Genomic DNA, 16,780 nt, shown 5'->3' with positions numbered 1-16,780 from the left:
AAACCGCCGTGTTCGACCATCTCTCTTTCTGCGCTGGCTTACAGTCGCAAGAAGGACATGCTGACGCTCATCAAGCGATCTTCCAGCATCACCGCTTCGGGGTCGGCATTTTCAAAGGTGGCGCTGACGAACTCCAGTCCGCGTGCGAACGCCATTTGATACCCTTCGCCGACGATCACCGAAGGAACGGTGATTCCTTGAAAGGCCCAAAGAGTTCGCGCGAGCTTCGACTTGATGCCGCCGCAAATGATGTTGGTCAGTTCGCCGGCTCCGTCGACCACTTGCGACGTCAACTTGCCGAACTCGTCTTGCAGCAGTCCTTCGACCGCTTTGATCACCAATCGCTCCGACATGTTCACGGTAATGAAACCGGAAACTTTGCCATGCACGCCGATGATGCCGGTGACCAGCCCTTTTTCACCCATCGGCACTGCGGCGACGCCGACGCAGCGAGCCGTCATGTTGCACATCGAAAGTGCGCCGCTGACCGATTCGATAACGGCTTGCGTTAAGGTGGGATCGGTGCAGGTAAAGCTGGCCGAGCTATTCGCTTCTGCTGTCGCCATGTTTAGTCGCCGCTCTGTACGGTGCTTGAATTGTGGCTAATTCGCGACCAAACATGGCCGCACAATTCCAAAAAAGTATTCGCTACGATTTTAGGCTTGAAGCTGAGAATCGACCGTCAATGTCCATTTTCTGAAACGTCGAGTCGTCTAAAACGCGTAGAAATGCCGTGACCGACATAATCGGAACGTCCCAATCGTTTTGAAGATCTTATTAGGCTGAAGTAGACGACGCGATCGTTGCAATCGCACCTTGCGATTCCCCGCAACCAACGATTCACCAGGCGGCGGACTAGCGCTGGATCGTCGTATTGGGACGAAGTTGATAGCGACGAATCTTGCGATCGAGCGTCGATCGTTCGATCCCTAGAATGCTGGCCGTGCGACTTTTGTTCCAGCCAGTCGACTCAAGCGTCAACGCAATATGCCGACGTTCCACTTCCGCCAACGATGCCGGCTCATACTCGTCCGAGAGCGAAATATTGTCGGCGGTGTCTCCCGACGTCGCCAGGTTCGAAAGCGCTAAATCGTCGATCTCGATTCGCTCTCCTTGCGCCAATACGACCGCTCGTTCAATCACATTCTTCAATTCGCGCACGTTGCCGGGCCAGCGATATTTTTTCATGTGTTCGTAGGCGGCTTGCGTAAAACCAAGCAACTTGCGGCCGGTCTCGGCGTTGTACTTTTCCAGAAAGTGACTCGCCAGTTCGACGATGTCTTCGGGGCGTTTGCGGAGTGGGGGAGCGGTGATCTCGACGACCCGCAAGCGGAAATAAAGGTCGCGGCGGAACCTTCCTCGCTCGACTTCTTTCTCCAAATCGCGGTTGGTCGCGGCAATCACCCGCACGTCGACTTGCACCGGCTCGCTGCCGCCGACGCGTTCAAAGGGATGACCTTCTAACACGCGCAAAAACTTAGCTTGAATCGCTTCGCTCATTTCGCCGATTTCGTCGAGCATCAGCGTGCCGTTATGCGCCGCTTCAAATTTGCCCATCTTGCGATCGGTCGCGCCGGTAAACGCACCTCGTTCGTGACCGAACAGTTCGCTTTCCAACAGCGATTCAGAGAGCGCGGCGCAGTTCAAACAGACGAACGGCCCTTTCTTGCGGGGGCTGGCGAAGTGAACCGCTCGCGCGACCAATTCTTTGCCGACGCCGCTTTCGCCGCAAATCAGCACCGTCGCTCGACTAGGCGAAGCGCGCGCGATTTGCTGCTGCAGCGCCATAATCAACGGACTGCGGCCGACGATCTGGCTTTCGGCGCCCAGCTTCTTGCGCAGTTCGTCAATTTCGACCTGCGTTTGGGAGATCGTCTCGGTCAGTTCGAGCTGACGTCCTAGATTTTTGAGCGCGAGTGCTACGTTGTCGGCCACGGCCAGCGCGAACTCAAGATCATCAGGATCAGGGATTCGTCCGGCGTCGGTCGAATAGAGATGGACCACGCCGATCGCGCGACCATCCTGACGAATCGGCGCACAGAGGACGCTGGTTGCGTGGATGTCTCCTTTGCTATCGCGAATGCCGAAGCGACTATCGTCCATCACGTTGCGGGCCAGCACCGCTTCTCCTTCACGCAACACGGTGTTGGCTAAGAAACGTGAGACGCGGTGATAGTTTGGTCCTTTGTCGGCGCGCGACGCGATCAGTTCCAGATCTTTCTCGGTCGCGATTCCTTTATGACTTCGCGGCAACAGCAACACGGCTCCGGCGTCGATGCTGGTGCACTCAAACAACCCTTCCAACGCCAAATTGGCCACTGCGGTAATGTCGGTCTGGTTGGCGAGATCAAAAGCCAACTTGCACAACAACGTCGCCGCTTTACCAACTTTGGGGATCGTCGATGCGTCGGTCTCTTTGCTGACTTCCACCGCTTTGAGGAACTTTGTCTCTCCGCGGCGGTGCGTGATCGTGGTCGGTTCGGCGATGTCGAGGACGTGCTCTCCTTCATCCACCGTTCGAAAAGTCGAAGGATCGTTCTGAGCGACGTCACTGAAGAGATGGGCGCTGCTGCCGGATCCGTCTGGAAAGGCGGTATTCAGATCCTGCACAAACGCCAACTGCATGCTGGCGATCCGAATGACCTGGCCAAAATCGAGTTGCCAGTCCCCCCGAATCGCGTTTTCCCCGACAACCGTCCCGTTGCGAGAGTCGAGATCGCGTAAAATCCATTCCCCCTCCGAGAGGAAAATCTCCGCATGGTAACGACTGCAACGATCGTCCTTGATCACAATTTGGTTGGTCGGCGCACGACCGATCGTCACCGTATGACCCGGTACAAGGCGAAAAACGTCGGTCCAATTCGAACCTTCTCGGATAATCAAAAAGGCGACCATCAGGTAATTTAAATGCCGTCCCTTGCTTTTTCAGCGTAAATGCATGCCAGAATTAAACTTAAGTCGTCTGCCGAGATCCTTGGGGGGAGTCGGAGCGCCGGTTTATTAAATTATAGGTAACCTCGCTCTCCAAGGACGAGACGGCAATTTCCTGGCGAATAATTCAAATCCGTAGAACTTGGGTAACTTAGCGGACGTTTTCTTGCAAATACCGCAGTCCGGAACTATCGTAAGTTTGTGTAGTTTCTTGCCCTCTCGTCGAAATCCGGCGCTGGGTGACGCTCGCTCTTCAGATTCCCTCTCGGGTTCTCCGGGAACCAATACGCAAGTCAGACGCTTTGGGTGCACGTCATTTTCGCCAGCATCCCTCAGGAGTTTCGCAATGATTCGGACCGTGAGTTATCTTTCCACTAAATCTCTACTATTGCTAGTGGTTGCGGCGTTAGCCCTGCCGACAGCAGCGATGGCAGGGCATCAGAACTTCCGCTCCAATTCGGTCGGTGGTATCTCGATCGACGCCCAAGGGGTCGTGGGTCTCGCGAGCGTCGATTCGCAGCGAATGCTGCGGGCCGAGATGGTCAAAGCGCTGGAGAAGGCTCCCGGCGAACTCAACGCACCCACCGAGATGCGAAAAGTATCGCTGCGTGGTCTGAATGCGGCAATCAAAGACGCTCAAGCGAACAACCTGGGCGTGTTGCCGGACGAAGTGAAATACCTCGCCGGACTGCAACGAATCGAATACGTCTTCGTCTATCCCGAAGAGAACGATATTGTTTTGGCCGGGCCCGGCGAAGGCTGGACAGTTGACGATCACGGCACGGTCGTCGGCGTGACGACAGGTCGACCGGTCTTGCTGCTGGAAGATTTGGTTGTTGCGCTGCAATCGGTCGACAACGCCCGCAACGGCGGCATTACCTGTTCGATCGATCCGACCCAACAGGGTCGCATCAACTTTCAACAATACATGAGCAATGTGAAACGAGCGTCGCAGATGTCCCCGGCCTTGGTTCAAGGCATCGAACGAGCGATGGGGATGCAGGACGTCACCGTCCAAGGCGTTCCGCAAACGAGCCACTTCGCTCGCGTGTTGGTCGGCGCCGACTACCGCATGAAGCGAATCGCGATGGGACACGACAAGGCCCCGGTTCGTGGTTTGAAGAGCTTTGTTGAAACGGCCTCGGTCGCAGTGCTGAATGCAAATGCCGCGCCTCGTTGGTGGTTGGCCTGCAATTACGAGCCGCTCGCCAAAAGCGAAGATGGCCTCGCCTGGCAACTGCGTGGCCCCGGCGTCAAAGCGATGACCGAAGACGAGATCATCACCGCGGACGGCAAGGTCCAACAGACCGGCAAAGAAGGCTTGGCCGCCAAAGCTTGGGCCGACAAGATGACCGCCAATTACGAAGAACTGTCGGGCGAAGACAAGATCTTCGGCGAACTGCGCAACATCATGGATATGTGTGTCGTGGCCGCACTAATCTCGAAAGAGAACATGCTGAAGAAAGCGAATCTCGATTTGCCAATGCTGGGAGACGCGACCAACTCGATGACCCAATCGGAATACTACGCTCCGAAGAATGTCCCGAGCATCGTCAGCGCCGGGAAGAAAGGCCGCAACTGGGTTATCACCGTCTCTGGCGGCGTCGACATCGACTCGTGGACGGTCGCCAGCAACAGCGAAGCGGTCCCAACCATGCAGCCGCTGCGAGAACAGAACGCCAAATCCGGCGATGCGACTTGGTGGTGGAACTAGTTCTTACCGCTGGATCAAGAGAATAAGAGGGCCGCGTTTGACGCGGCCTTCTTTAGTTTCGTCCTCGCAGGTTCCCCCAGGTCACGTTGACGCCTAAGGCCGCTGTGGTGAACTGTGGATCGACGACGCCGGCTTGGGCCCAATCGCTAACCGTCTCGCCGGGACGATCACACGACTTCAGCAGGACCAAGGAATCGGCCTGCCAACGATGGGCCAATGTCGCGGCGATCGAATCGCTGGTCAGCGTCCAATCGAGCGACGTTAGGCTCAACGTCGGCTCGACTTCGCTGCGCCAATAGTCGATCACATTCCAGACGCCGACATACGAGTCGGCACAGATCCCTTGAGCAGCGGACGCCAAACCAAGCCGCAGCCGATCCGCTTCGCGAATAAAGTCGAGCGTCGGCAACAGGGCGGCAAGCGCCTGCGAGCCCAACTCCATGCTGCTCAGCGCTAACTGATGCGAAGTAGGGGAGGGGAGCTGATGAATCGCATCAAACTGGCGAACCGCGTCGGCGAACATGCCGCCGCCGGCGATGAGCACGGTCGGCATCGGCGTTTGCTCAGCGAGCCAGACTTCTACGCGTCGCCCTAAGTCAGGCAAGTCAAAGAGACTTCCTCCCAGTTTAACGACGCGTAGGTTCATAGCCGCGTTACCAGTTCTCTTCCGCCCAGACCGCGAGCGCAAACGCAGGACCGCAGCGCGCGGCGCGATCGTTAATCAAGTCCGAAAGATAAATCCGTTGCGAGGTGACCCCAGCGGCGTCTAAGATCGCTTCCGCCAGAAAATCGCCATGCCCTGAGATGACGACCAACTCAGGCGATAAACTCTTGGCGCTCATCGCACGTTCCCAGCGAGCGGCCGCGAACTTTACCTGCTTGCGATATAACTCACGCGCCATCTCGTTCACTTCGGTCCAGGTCAGCTCTTCAGCGTCGGCACAAACCATGCGGGCCAGTCGTGATTTGGCGAATTCGCGCGTCGCCGGTCGGCCATCGGCGGTCTCATGATTCTCGGTCGCTTCGTCGATCAGCCCCATCACCAAAAAGATGTCGAGCGAAGTCGCGAACAATTCGGCCGCCAGCGGACAATCGGCGCCGCGTAGTTGGACGGTTTGAGCCATCGCACAGATCGGCGTACGTTCGATGCCGGAATAGACTAACTCGCCTGCGAGCAGCCGCTGCGGATCGGTTCGCCCTACGTTGAGCAGTTTGCCGTCACGAATCGGCACAAAGTCAGTCGTCGTCGAACCGATATCGATCACCGCGCCATCTCCCTTGGTCGGAAAGTGACGACATGCGTAGCGCCCCAGCGCGTGCCAGTTCGAAGCCGCCGCGTCCAACGGACGTTCCGCCGCGCTGGATACCGACGCTAGTTCGCCGGTGGTTAGATAGACCCGAATCTCAACATCGTTGAAAATGTCCTGAACGCAAGAGAGGATAAAACGAACCCCTTCCTGCTTGGTGCCAAAACAGTCGGCCAACTCGCCGGTCATGGTCAACGCCAGCCGCTGGAACACGGGCGCATGTTCGCGAACTTCCTTCAGGATTTCAGGCAGCGCGTCGCGACGTTTCCAAAGAGGAAACTCCATCGAATCGGCGTAGCCAGAAGCGTTGGCGAGTTTGATATTGGCTCCGCCAACGTCGAGAGCAAGTACCGGCATCAGTTTATCACCGTAGACGTCGTCAAAGTTTGAATTGATACGCTTCGCTGGAAAATTCGATTTCGATTGGTTCGCCCAGAGCGAAAGCCAACATCGCCGCTGACAAGTTGCCGCGACAAAGCTGACGCAATCCGAAATAGGAAGTCGTCAAGCGAGGATTGATCTCAATGGCGAAATCACCGCCATCCATCGCGTTCAGAATCATATCAACGCCGATATAACCCCGAAAAGGTGGCAGAGCCGCAGCGCTGCGTCGCGCCAACGTCTCTGCACGCTCCTTCAGATCCCCAGTAAGGGGCCAAGAGCCTCCACGATATTGAAATCCCTTATAACAGTCGATCTGCTGGATTGCTGGAGGAAGCGAAACGATTTGATTTCCGTCACTCAACAGGCCAGTGCTGACAGGCAAACCATCACAGTAAGTTTGAACAATGGCCCCGGGACGTTCGGCCAATTTTTCGACGGAATCTAAAAAATCAGTATCTTGTGAGCCTGCTCCATCCCTTGGTTTGAGAACGTAACGATCGCAATCGTCTGCAAGCGTGAAGTCTTTCGCTAGCCAAGTGGGCGGAGTCGGCACGCTGGCGCGAAGCCAGCATTGGTAAGTCTTCCACTTATCGCCGGCGATTGCCACCAAGTCGGAACCGGGACTGATCAAGCGAGCCGCCCCCGCTTCGGCCCAGCGAACGCGATCCAGCAATAGAGAGTCAAATTCGGGAGCGATCACCAATACGGCGTCTGCGCGTTCACAGGCGGCCTCAAACGTGGTTCGTTCGTTTGCCGACGAGGTAACGACCACCTCTTCGCACCCTGGCTTCCCTTCAGCCGGCAGTCGTTGGTCTCGCAGCAATGAGACAGAAACGCCGGCTTCCAACAGTCCGTCCACAACCGCCGACCGCATCAAAGCTCCCTCTTCCAAGAGAGAACCGGAAGGTGAGGGCGCGTTGGGTAAGCAGAAAAGCCCGCCGCCGGTGATGAACTCGTAAACGAAGACGCGTTTCACGGTGCGAACCTCTTCGTAGCCCAAGAGCGTGAGCGAGGGAAATACGGTCGCAAAGGAATGACGGAGATCGAAATCCGAATCGATTCGACACTAGCCCGTTGCGCCAGCGAGGGAATGCGGCTGGCGACGCCAACACGGCTTGAAGTGGCGACCCGCATTCCCTCGCTGGCGCAACGGGCTAGTGTTCTGTCAAACCGCTATTTTCGGCTTCCACGAAATCAGCCGCACGGCGTTAGCCGCGGTTTCTGTCACCAATTGTCTTTCGCAAATGAGTTCTCATCAGAAACCGGTGCTAACGCACTACGGCTAATAAAAACATGACGCCCGAAAATGCTCGCGTGACGAGACAATTATCTGGCCCGTTTTCTAAAAGATGCCGAGCTGATCTCGCGCGTCTTCCGTCATGCGATCCGGCGTCCACGGCGGTTCCATGACGATCTTCACTTCGACCTCTTTGACGCCTTCGATCTGACCGACAAACTGCTTGGTTTGTCCAATCAGTTGCGGGCCAGCGGGACAGGCCGGGCTGGTCATCGTCATTTCGATCAAGACGTTCGACATTTCTGGTTCGTCGGCCGGTTGGACATCGATGACGTAAACCAGACCGAGATCGACGATGTTGACGAACAACTCGGGGTCGATCACTTTCTTGATTTCTTCGCGTACGGAATCTTCGCTAATCGCCATTGAACTGATTCTCCCTACTAACTGCGAAGCCGAACCCAAACGGCGCCGTCTTCTACTTTGACTTCGTGACAAACCGTCGCTCGCGTGGCGGGCATCGAGAGCGCCGCACCGGTGCGAATATCAAACTTGGCTCCATGCCGCGGACAGGCGATCGTACCCCCTTCCAAACGGCCTTCGCCGAGGGGCCCATCGTCGTGCGTGCAAACATCATCCAGGCAAGAGAATTGCCCATCGACATGAAACACCACCACGACTTGATCGTCGACTTCAAAAACGCTTTTGCCAGGATCCGCAATCGCATCCACCGACGCGACACGTACAAATTCAGCCATGTATTCTTTATGCTTTCTAGCCGCGTTTTTATTCGTACTCGCGAACGCGCGTCGCGATCGCTTTGCCCAAAGCTTCCCGCACGCTTTCGACCGGAATCCGGTCAAAGACCTGTTGGAAGAAACCGATTACGATCGCACGAATCGCTTCTTTCCGCGTAAAGCCGCGGCATTGGGCGTAAAAAATTTGTTCTTCGTCGACACGGCCGATCGTCGCGCCATGCGTGCAACGAACGTCGTCCGCTTCGATCTCCAACCCAGGAATCGAGTCCGCGCGGCAATGCTCGGTCAACAACAGGTTGTCGTTCCGTTGATAGCCGTCGGTCTTTTGCGCGTCTTTGTCGACCTTGATCATGCCGCGCCACACGGTGCGCGAGCGATCTTGCAGGGCCGTCTTGTACAGAAAGTTGCTGCGGCAATTGGGGGCTTCGTGATGCTGCAGCGTGTGATACGACAGATGCTGACGACCTTCGGTGAACATCACGCCGTTCACTTCACTCTCGGCGCCGACGCCGGCCAACGCGACATGCTGATTGACCTTCGACAGCTTGCTGCCGAGCGCGCCGATCGTCCACTGGATGTGGGCGTCGCGTTCCACGACCCCCTTTTGATGGGCGAAGTGCCAAACGCCGCGTCCCCAGTTTTGCAAATTGATATAGCGAAGGCGAGCTCGCGGGTGAACGAACAGTTCGATCGCTCCGCAGTGGAGCCCCGGTGCGGCTTCATCGATGCTGGCCGTCTCGTTCAGCATGGTCGCTTCGGCGCCTTCTTCCAAGATCACCAATGTGTGCCCCAGATCGACGCCGCCTGCGCCCAGCAACGACAACGCGTGCAACGGCTTTTTCACCACCACGCCGCGCGGAACGTACAAAACTTGTCCCGTGGTGAAGAACGCGGCGTGCATCGCCGAGAACTTGTCGAAGTGCGGATCGACCGCCTGGGCGAAATGCTTACGCACGATCTCGGGATGCGATGCCAACACTTCGGAAAAACTGCCGAAGATGACTCCTTGCGCTTTTAGTTCTTCGGAAAGCTCGGAAGAGACGGTCCGGCTGTTATAAGCAACCAGACGACCGCCGAGATCGACCCCTTCGGTCAGCAGACCGGTCGGCAGATCGGCCGGGACTTCGGTCAGTTCGGCCGGCGGGTCAAATTTATCAAGGTGGAACGTGCGGATATCGGTCCGCATCCACTCTTCTTCCTTGCGCGAAGGCAACGCTTTTTCGCAAAAGGTTTCGAACGCGGCGCGGCGAAGATCGACCAGCCAATCTGGCTCTTGTCGTTTGGCGATCAATTCGTCCAACGCGGAGGCGCTGAATTTGGCGGTATCAGTCACGGCAGTAACGCCCATCGGCATAACTCTATTGGCGGAAGTGTCTCAGTAAGAAAACAGTTTCGGCCGGACCCAGGGCAGCGGGCCCGGCCGAACTGCAATTATAGGGGTGGAACGATTCGGACTAACCGACCGAACCTTCCATTTGCAATTCAATCAAGCGATTCAACTCGACGGCGTATTCCATCGGCAGTTCCTTGACTAGCGGCTCGATAAAGCCGTTGACGATCATCGTGCTCGCTTCCGACTCAGACAAACCGCGGCTCATGAGATAGAAGAGTTGCTCTTCACCGATGCGGGAAACGCTCGCTTCGTGACCGATCGAAACGTCGGGCTCGGCGATTTCGATGTAGGGATAGGTGTCGCTACGGCTTTTCGGGTCGAGAATCAAAGCATCGCAGACGACGCTCGACTTCGAGCCGGTAGCGCCTTCCTCCACTTTGACCAAACCGCGATAACTGCCGCGTCCCCCATCCTTCGAGATCGATTTCGACACGATCTGTCCGGTGGTGTTGGGAGCACAGTGCACCAGTTTGGCGCCGGTGTCTTGATGCTGTCCCTTGCCCGAAAACGCGATCGACAAAATCTCGCCGCGAGCGCCCGGCTCCATCATGTAAACGGCCGGATATTTCATCGTCAGGTGACTTCCCAAGTTGCCGTCGACCCATTCCATGGTCGCGTCGCGATAAGCGAGGGCCCGCTTGGTCACCAGGTTGTAAATATTGTTGGCCCAGTTCTGAATCGTCGAGTAACGACAACGCGACCCCTTCTTGCAAACCACTTCGACCACGGCCGAGTGCAAGCTTTCGGTCGTATACATCGGGGCGGTGCACCCTTCGACGTAGTGGACCTGGGCGCCTTCGTCCACGATGATCAGCGTTCGCTCGAACTGCCCCATGCTTTCGGCGTTGATCCGGAAGTAGGCCTGCAGCGGGAAGTCAATCTTCACTCCTTTCGGAATGTAGATAAACGATCCGCCGGACCAAACGGCCGAGTTGAGCGCGGCGAACTTGTTGTCGTCCGGCGCGATGACTTTGCCGAAGTATTCCCGCAGCAATTCGGGATGTTCGCGAACGGCCGTATCGGTGTCGGTGAAGAGCACGCCCTTTTTGGCGAGATCTTCCTGCAACGAACCGTAGACCACTTCGCTCTCGAACTGCGCCTTGACCCCAGAGAGGTACTTGCGTTCCGCTTCCGGAATCCCGAGCCGCTCAAACGTATCTTTGATCTCAGCCGGGACGTCGTCCCAGGTGTGACCCTGACCATCGGTCGGCTTCAGGTAGTAAAAGATGTCTTGGAAATCAATCGCGATGTCGCCGCCCCATTTGGGCATCGGCTTCGCGTTGAAGATCTCCAGCGAGTCCAACCGGAACTTGCGCATCCAATCAGGCTCGTTCTTGATGTCCGAGATCTGATTGACCACTTCGGCGTCGACCCCTTTGCGGGCCTTGAAAATGCCGGTGGTTTCGGTGCGGAAGTCATATTTATTGATCTCGCCGACCGGAGATTCGAGCGCGTCTGTCGTAATATCAGTCGCCATTTTCTTGCTCTATTTCTTTTTCTGGAGGTCGAAGTCGCTACGTGCTGACGAAACGAAATACGTTTCGTTACCCGGCGACTTGCGTCTCTTCTTCATTCATGACTTGTTCGATCGCGGCCGCGTCCGGATAGGCGTTGCGAATCCGATCGTAACCGGACGAATGCAATTCTTTCGCCAGTTCGACGCCGCCGGTTTCCACAATCCGCCCCCCCAACATCACGTGGGCGAAATCCGGCGGATTGTGTTCCAGCAGCTTGTCATGGTGCGTAATGATCAAAAGCCCCATCTCGGCGCCGCCGATCTCGGCGATACTTTGACTCGCCAAACGAACCGCATCGGCGTCAAGACCGCTATCGGTTTCGTCCAGGATGGCGAACTTCGGTTGCAGCATCGCCAACTGCAGGATCTCGGCACGCTTCATTTCGCCGCCAGAGAAGCCGTCGTTGACATAACGGCGAGCGAAGTCGAGATCCATCTGCAATTGTTGCATCTTCGACTTCATTTCCTGACGGAATTCCCGCATCGGAATCAGTTCTTCACCCTCTTTACGTTCGGGATTGCGAACATTGGTCGTCGCATGACGCAGGAAGTCGGCCAGCTTAACGCCGGGAATCGACATCGGGCGCTGAAAGGCCATGAACAACCCAACTCGGGCACGTTCGTCAGCGGCCATCTCCAACACGTTCTCGTCATTCAGCCAGATCGCGCCATCGGTCACTTCGTACTTGGGGTGCCCCATAATCGCGTAACCGAGCGTGCTCTTACCGGAACCATTCGGTCCCATCAGCGCGTGCGTCTCGCCACGGCGAATCGTTAAGTTGACGCCGGTGAGAATCGGCTTGCCTTCTACGGCGACATGCAGGTTTTCAATCTTTAAAACGTCGGTCATGCTCGTCTCAATCAATCCCATAGCGCTTCACCACACTCTTTAATACCGAGCGGCGAAGCATCGAACTAAACGAAGTTGGAACCGGTCCAACTTAGCCCGTAATTTTTTGATGATCTGTTAATGGAGCGTCGCCCCCCGGGGCGTCGACCCAACCGCTGTGATGCGGAATCGGCAACTCGTCTTCGACGCGTACGCCGTTTCGCTTGTTGATTCGTTTTCCCTTGATCTTGTCCTGGATTCGCATCAGCCCTTCCAGCAACGCTTCGGGCCGCGGCGGACATCCAGGCACATACACGTCGACCGGCACGACCAGGTCGACACCCTTCACGACGTGATAGCCATACTTGAAGTAAGGGCCGCCGCCGACGGTGCAAGCGCCCATCGCAATGACATACTTCGGATCGGGCATCATGTTGTAAAGGCGACGAACTCGGCTCGCCATTTTGTAAGTCACGGTCCCGGCGACGATCATCAGGTCCGCTTGCCGCGGAGTCGCGCGAAATGCGCCCGCCCCAAACCGATCCAAATCGTAACGACTGGCGCCGGCCGCCATCATCTCGATCGCACAACAAGCCAGACCGAACGTCATCGGCCAAATGCTGGATTGCTGCGCCCAGTTGATCGCTTGTTCCAACGTCGTGAATACGACGTTTTCTTCAAACCGACCTTCAATCCAAGGTTTCGTCATCACCAAGCTCCGTCTGCAGGACCAAGCGAATCCGCCGCTGCGGATAACGCGAACATCCTACACGTTTTAGGGGCCGCTTACGACAACTCGAACGAACAACAACTCTCGCCGTTCAGGCGACATTTACCAAGCCGCACATCGCTACCCAGCATCTCGCTAAACATGATCTTCTCCATTGCACAAATGGATTGATCCAGTTCGGCAAGTCCCGGATAGGGGCAGGCCATCACGTTCAGCACGGGAAGTTCTCCCTCTTGCTGTTCGATCTGGATGGGGATGCGACGCTCACCAAAGATCTCGGCGATCTTTCGCAGCTTCTCGTCCAGCTCGATCCCTTCCAACTCTTCCGCATACTGGGCGACCAATCGCTCCGAAATCCGCTGCAGCAAACCACGACGGACGGCAGGATCCTTAATCGATCGGACCTCTTGCCAGAGAGCGACCGCCAGATCGGCAAAGTTACCCCCACCTTTTCGCTTTCCCTTTTCCGACAAGCGATAATGGTGGATCGGGCGACCGCGACCAGACTTCTCCGCAAATCTCTCGACGTAACCCTGTGCCATCAAACGATTTAACCGTTGACGCACCGCCGTTGCGGTCACTTCCAGCTCGCCGGCGAGCACCGCAATCGTCATGTGGGGAACATTTCGCAACAGATCAAGCAACACAATGTCCGACGGCACCACTTCTTGCGTCCAATAGGGATCGCTAGCGGGCTGTTTGACCTGTTCGGCGCTGCTCGAGATGTACTCTTGTTCCGCCATAGGTTTAAGTCCTCTGTAGGTAATCTTATTGATTATCGCATTTTTGACAACCATATGTTTGAAAATTCGCGGCCAGCCCTATCTGGCGACGTAAACGGTTGACAGGAAACTAGTTAAAATGGTAGAACCACGACGCCCTAAAACCTCATGCGCTGGCTAATCCCATCCCTAACGGCCATTTCGCCGCCAATCACGAAGGACTCTTCGGGCATGTTTCGCGCGCCTCTCTCCCTCTGCGTAATTGCTTGCTTTGCAATCACTTTCGCACCACTCGCTAGCAAGGCTCAAGAAGAGCCGAAATCGCCGCCGACCGAACAAGCGACGTCAGATTCCGCCCCCGATTTGACGTTTGAAACGCTCGATGAAGATCAGTCGACGGCCGAAATCATCAACGGAAAGATCAACTCGGTCTTTAAACCCGGCGTTGATTTAGCCGGGATGGTTTTAATGCGGCCCGTCTATTGGACCGACCAGAAGTATGTGCAGCTCGACCATGTCGTCCACTACACGCGTCCGATCGATGACGGCGAATCGCCGTCGTTTACGATCTATCCCCCGGATGCCGCCGAGAAACCGGCCAACTATCCCGAAGTGCTCACCGTAAAAGAGGCGGACACTTGGCAAGCGCGCGGCAAACTACTCTCCGGCAATTCAAAGCAGCCGTTCAGTCCCGGCAAACTGGGCGGGAAAAACGTCGAAGTCATCGCTATCCGCGTCGACACGAAAACCAAATACGTTCAGCAGACCGAAGCCGACGGCCAAGTCGTCTACAAACTTGCCGGCGACATTCGCGGACTGCTTAGCAAGGATGAAGCGGATTGGAAAACGCCGGAGCAAGTTGCCGAGATGGCCAAACGCCATCTGCTGAAATTGAATTCCGACGCAGGGAAGAACGCCCAGGATCCTTACATCTTAGTCGAGCCGGTCGGCAAAGCCCCCTTGGTCGTGGTCTGGCTCGCCGGCGGCGCGTTGTTCTTCACCATCTTTTTTGGCTTCGTCAATTTCTGGGGTTTCCGCCATGCGATCTCGGTCGTGAGCGGTACCTATGACGATCCCGATGAGCCGGGCGAAGTGACTCACTTTCAGGCGCTCGCTTCGGCGCTGTCGGCGACCGTCGGTCTCGGCAACATCGCAGGCGTAACGATCGCGATGACCACCGGCGGCCCCGGCGCGTTTTTCTGGATGATGGTCTGCGGCTTTATGGGGATGGCCAGCAAATTCGCCGAGTGCACGCTGGGACAGATGTATCGCGAAGTGAAACCGGACGGGACGATCCTGGGCGGTCCGATGCAATATTTATTACGCGGCTTTGAAGAAATCGGCCTGAAACCGGTCGGCGTCGTCTTCTCTATCGTCTTCGCCGTGCTTTGCATTATGGCCAGCTTCGGCGGCGGCAACATGTTCCAGTCGAATCAATCCGCAAATGCGGCAGTCCAATTGATCCAAGGCGCCAAACAAGATCAGATATCCGATCTTGGCCTGCAGATCAAAGCGGCGGAAGCGGCGGAAGACTGGGAGACGCTGGGTGAGTTGCAGCAGCAAAAAACCGTACTGCAAACCGAAGTCACCCAATTCGCGCAAACCTTCAAGATGATCTTTGGCGTCGTCTTTGCGATTCTGGTCGCGCTGGTAATCATCGGCGGCATCAAGCGGATTGCGGCGGTCTCCAGCAAGATCGTGCCGGTCATGTGCATTTCGTACGTGCTGATGTGCATCTATGTCATCCTGGTCCACATCACCGAAGTCCCGGCGCTCTTCCAAAGTATCTTCGCCGAAGCGTTCACCCCCAAGGCCGCGCTCGGCGGCATCATCGGCGTCGCGATTATCGGCATCCAACGAGCCGCGTTCAGCAACGAGGCCGGCGTCGGCAGCGCAGCGATCGCACATAGCGCCGCCAAAACCGATCAACCGGTTCGCGAAGGTCTGGTCGCATTGCTCGGCCCGTTCATCGATACGATCGTCGTCTGCTCGATGACCGCGATGGTGATCTTGATTACCAACGCGTGGAACAACAAAGAATGGATCGTCGACCAAGGCCTCGAAGGAGCGGCGCTAACCTCCCAGGCATTTGAGAAAGAAGTCGGCTGGTTCTCCTATGTCCTTTCGATCGCGATTCTGCTTTTCGCCTACTCGACGATCATTTCGTGGAGCTACTACGGCGAACGGTGCTGGGAACGGCTGTTTGGCGCCGACAGCACGATGGTCTACAAGATCATCTACGTCGGGTTCGTCTTTATCGGCGCCGTCGCCAACTTGGGCGCCGTGGTCGATTTCTCCGACATGATGCTGTTGTCGATGGCCTTCCCCAATATTGTGGGGGTTGTGCTGCTGGCTCCGAAAGTAAAACGTGCTCTTCACGAATATTGGCAAAAATATAAGGGCGGAGAGTTCAAGAAGTACAAATAGCCGACGAACACCCTCTTGGAACAAGAATCTTTTTGTCCTGAGGGATCGAAAATGTGCTGCCGTAACTCCAAGCCAGAGAAATCTTTGCGTACTCCTGTCAACTCGATGGGAGTCTTCGGCTTTTTCGTTTCGCTATTTGGATTGGTCTTCACCCTCGGGGCGATCAGTCCCGTCGGACTGTTGATCAGCTTGATGGCGCTATTTCACCCGCGCCGTGGATTCGCGGTCGCCGGCGTGCTGTTCGGCCTGATGGGAACCGCCCTCATTGCCGCGATCGTCGGCACTGCGACGGTAGCGGCCGACGCCTATCATCACTACGCGCACGAAATGCCGCAGATCGAGCAAACCTTGGCGCATCTGGATGAAGCGATCGTCGTGATTGAAACCGATCGCCAAGCGAAAGGGGAACTGCCCGAAGGTGTCGACGGCAACAAACTAGTTCTGCCGATCACTGATGCCTGGGAACAATCGCTGCGCTACGAACCAGAAGACTCCGGCCAATACGCCGTCCGCAGCGCCGGCCCCGATCAACAGTTTGATACGCCGGACGATCTGCGCATGGTTCCGACGCACCATTAAGCGGTAGGGTAGGTAAGCGAGTTCCAATCGTAGCCCGAAACGCGAGTTTTTGAAGTTGCGCTATTTCGAATCCATCGAACACTAGCCCGCCAGCGCCAGCGAGGGAATACGGCTCGCCACTTCAATCCGTGTAGGATCGCCAACTCTATTCCCTCGCTGGCGCTGGCGCTCTAGTGTGACAATTTGCAGTTGATTCTGGCCGTATTCACGTCCTTTATTCGTGTTCGATCGTTCCGTTCGCGAATTGCAAATA

Annotated in this window: 14 protein-coding genes and 1 pseudogene; 3 read left to right on the top strand and 12 right to left on the bottom strand. The window is 56.4% G+C overall.

The genetic code is table 11. From position 1 onward, the window contains the following. Positions 1 to 38: 38 nt before the first annotated feature. The gene (locus M4951_RS11620) at positions 39 to 566 is read right to left on the bottom strand and encodes a chemotaxis protein CheX (protein ID WP_262026650.1); all 528 of its coding nucleotides are present in this window, start codon (positions 564 to 566) and stop codon (positions 39 to 41) included. A gap of 289 nt (positions 567 to 855) precedes the next feature. Next, positions 856 to 2,895, bottom strand: a complete 2,040-nt coding sequence (locus tag M4951_RS11615) for a sigma 54-interacting transcriptional regulator (RefSeq protein WP_262026649.1) — start codon at positions 2,893 to 2,895, stop codon at positions 856 to 858. A 382-nt stretch (positions 2,896 to 3,277) separates the two neighbouring features. On the opposite strand from M4951_RS11615, the gene M4951_RS11610 reads away from it, so the two are divergent. After that, positions 3,278 to 4,645, top strand: coding sequence for a DUF1598 domain-containing protein (locus M4951_RS11610; RefSeq protein ID WP_262026648.1), 1,368 nt, complete (start codon positions 3,278 to 3,280; stop codon positions 4,643 to 4,645). A gap of 52 nt (positions 4,646 to 4,697) precedes the next feature. Here the strand turns inward: M4951_RS11610 and M4951_RS11605 are convergent, their stop codons facing one another. The 10 genes and pseudogenes from M4951_RS11605 to M4951_RS11560 all read right to left on the bottom strand — a co-directional run bounded on the left by M4951_RS11605 (position 4,698) and on the right by M4951_RS11560 (position 13,542). Next, complete coding sequence (locus tag M4951_RS11605; RefSeq protein WP_262026647.1) at positions 4,698 to 5,291, bottom strand: hypothetical protein; 594 nt, start codon at positions 5,289 to 5,291, stop codon at positions 4,698 to 4,700. A gap of 7 nt (positions 5,292 to 5,298) precedes the next feature. Further along, a complete protein-coding gene (locus M4951_RS11600) occupies positions 5,299 to 6,309 on the bottom strand; it encodes a hydantoinase/oxoprolinase family protein (RefSeq protein WP_262026646.1) in 1,011 nt (336 codons plus the stop codon). A gap of 22 nt (positions 6,310 to 6,331) precedes the next feature. Continuing rightward, positions 6,332 to 7,312, bottom strand: coding sequence for an ATP-grasp domain-containing protein (locus M4951_RS11595; RefSeq protein ID WP_262026645.1), 981 nt, complete (start codon positions 7,310 to 7,312; stop codon positions 6,332 to 6,334). Positions 7,313 to 7,678: 366 nt separating this feature from the next. Beyond that, entirely contained in the window at positions 7,679 to 7,999 is a 321-nt protein-coding gene (locus tag M4951_RS11590) for a metal-sulfur cluster assembly factor (protein WP_002652893.1), read from the bottom strand. 17 nt (positions 8,000 to 8,016) lie between these two features. After that, complete coding sequence (locus tag M4951_RS11585; RefSeq protein WP_262026644.1) at positions 8,017 to 8,331, bottom strand: non-heme iron oxygenase ferredoxin subunit; 315 nt, start codon at positions 8,329 to 8,331, stop codon at positions 8,017 to 8,019. Between the two features lie 28 nt (positions 8,332 to 8,359). After that, a complete protein-coding gene (sufD, locus tag M4951_RS11580; protein ID WP_410050426.1) occupies positions 8,360 to 9,685 on the bottom strand; it encodes a Fe-S cluster assembly protein SufD in 1,326 nt (441 codons plus the stop codon). 100 nt (positions 9,686 to 9,785) lie between these two features. Continuing rightward, a complete protein-coding gene (sufB, locus tag M4951_RS11575; protein WP_262026642.1) occupies positions 9,786 to 11,201 on the bottom strand; it encodes a Fe-S cluster assembly protein SufB in 1,416 nt (471 codons plus the stop codon). Positions 11,202 to 11,268: 67 nt separating this feature from the next. Beyond that, positions 11,269 to 12,090 (bottom strand): Fe-S cluster assembly ATPase SufC, encoded by an 822-nt coding sequence (gene sufC, locus M4951_RS11570; RefSeq protein ID WP_262026641.1) that lies wholly within the window; start codon positions 12,088 to 12,090, stop codon positions 11,269 to 11,271. A 199-nt stretch (positions 12,091 to 12,289) separates the two neighbouring features. Next, positions 12,290 to 12,778 (bottom strand): annotated as a pseudogene (locus tag M4951_RS11565) (NADH-quinone oxidoreductase subunit B); the annotation flags it as partial. 77 nt (positions 12,779 to 12,855) lie between these two features. Further along, positions 12,856 to 13,542, bottom strand: coding sequence for a helix-turn-helix transcriptional regulator (locus tag M4951_RS11560; RefSeq protein ID WP_262026640.1), 687 nt, complete (start codon positions 13,540 to 13,542; stop codon positions 12,856 to 12,858). A 210-nt stretch (positions 13,543 to 13,752) separates the two neighbouring features. On the opposite strand from M4951_RS11560, the gene M4951_RS11555 reads away from it, so the two are divergent. Both M4951_RS11555 and M4951_RS11550 read left to right on the top strand, forming a co-directional pair. Then, a complete protein-coding gene (locus tag M4951_RS11555; RefSeq protein ID WP_262026639.1) occupies positions 13,753 to 15,948 on the top strand; it encodes an alanine/glycine:cation symporter family protein in 2,196 nt (731 codons plus the stop codon). An 84-nt stretch (positions 15,949 to 16,032) separates the two neighbouring features. Further along, positions 16,033 to 16,527: a hypothetical protein gene (locus tag M4951_RS11550; protein WP_262026638.1), complete on the top strand. Its 495-nt coding sequence runs from the start codon at positions 16,033 to 16,035 to the stop codon at positions 16,525 to 16,527. Positions 16,528 to 16,780: the final 253 nt, after the last annotated feature.

It is taken from the genome of Blastopirellula sp. J2-11 (assembly GCF_024584705.1).
Classification (GTDB): Bacteria; Planctomycetota; Planctomycetia; order Pirellulales; family Pirellulaceae; genus Blastopirellula.
Note: the sequence above shows the minus strand (reverse complement) of the source record. Positions and strands in the feature narration are given on the sequence as shown.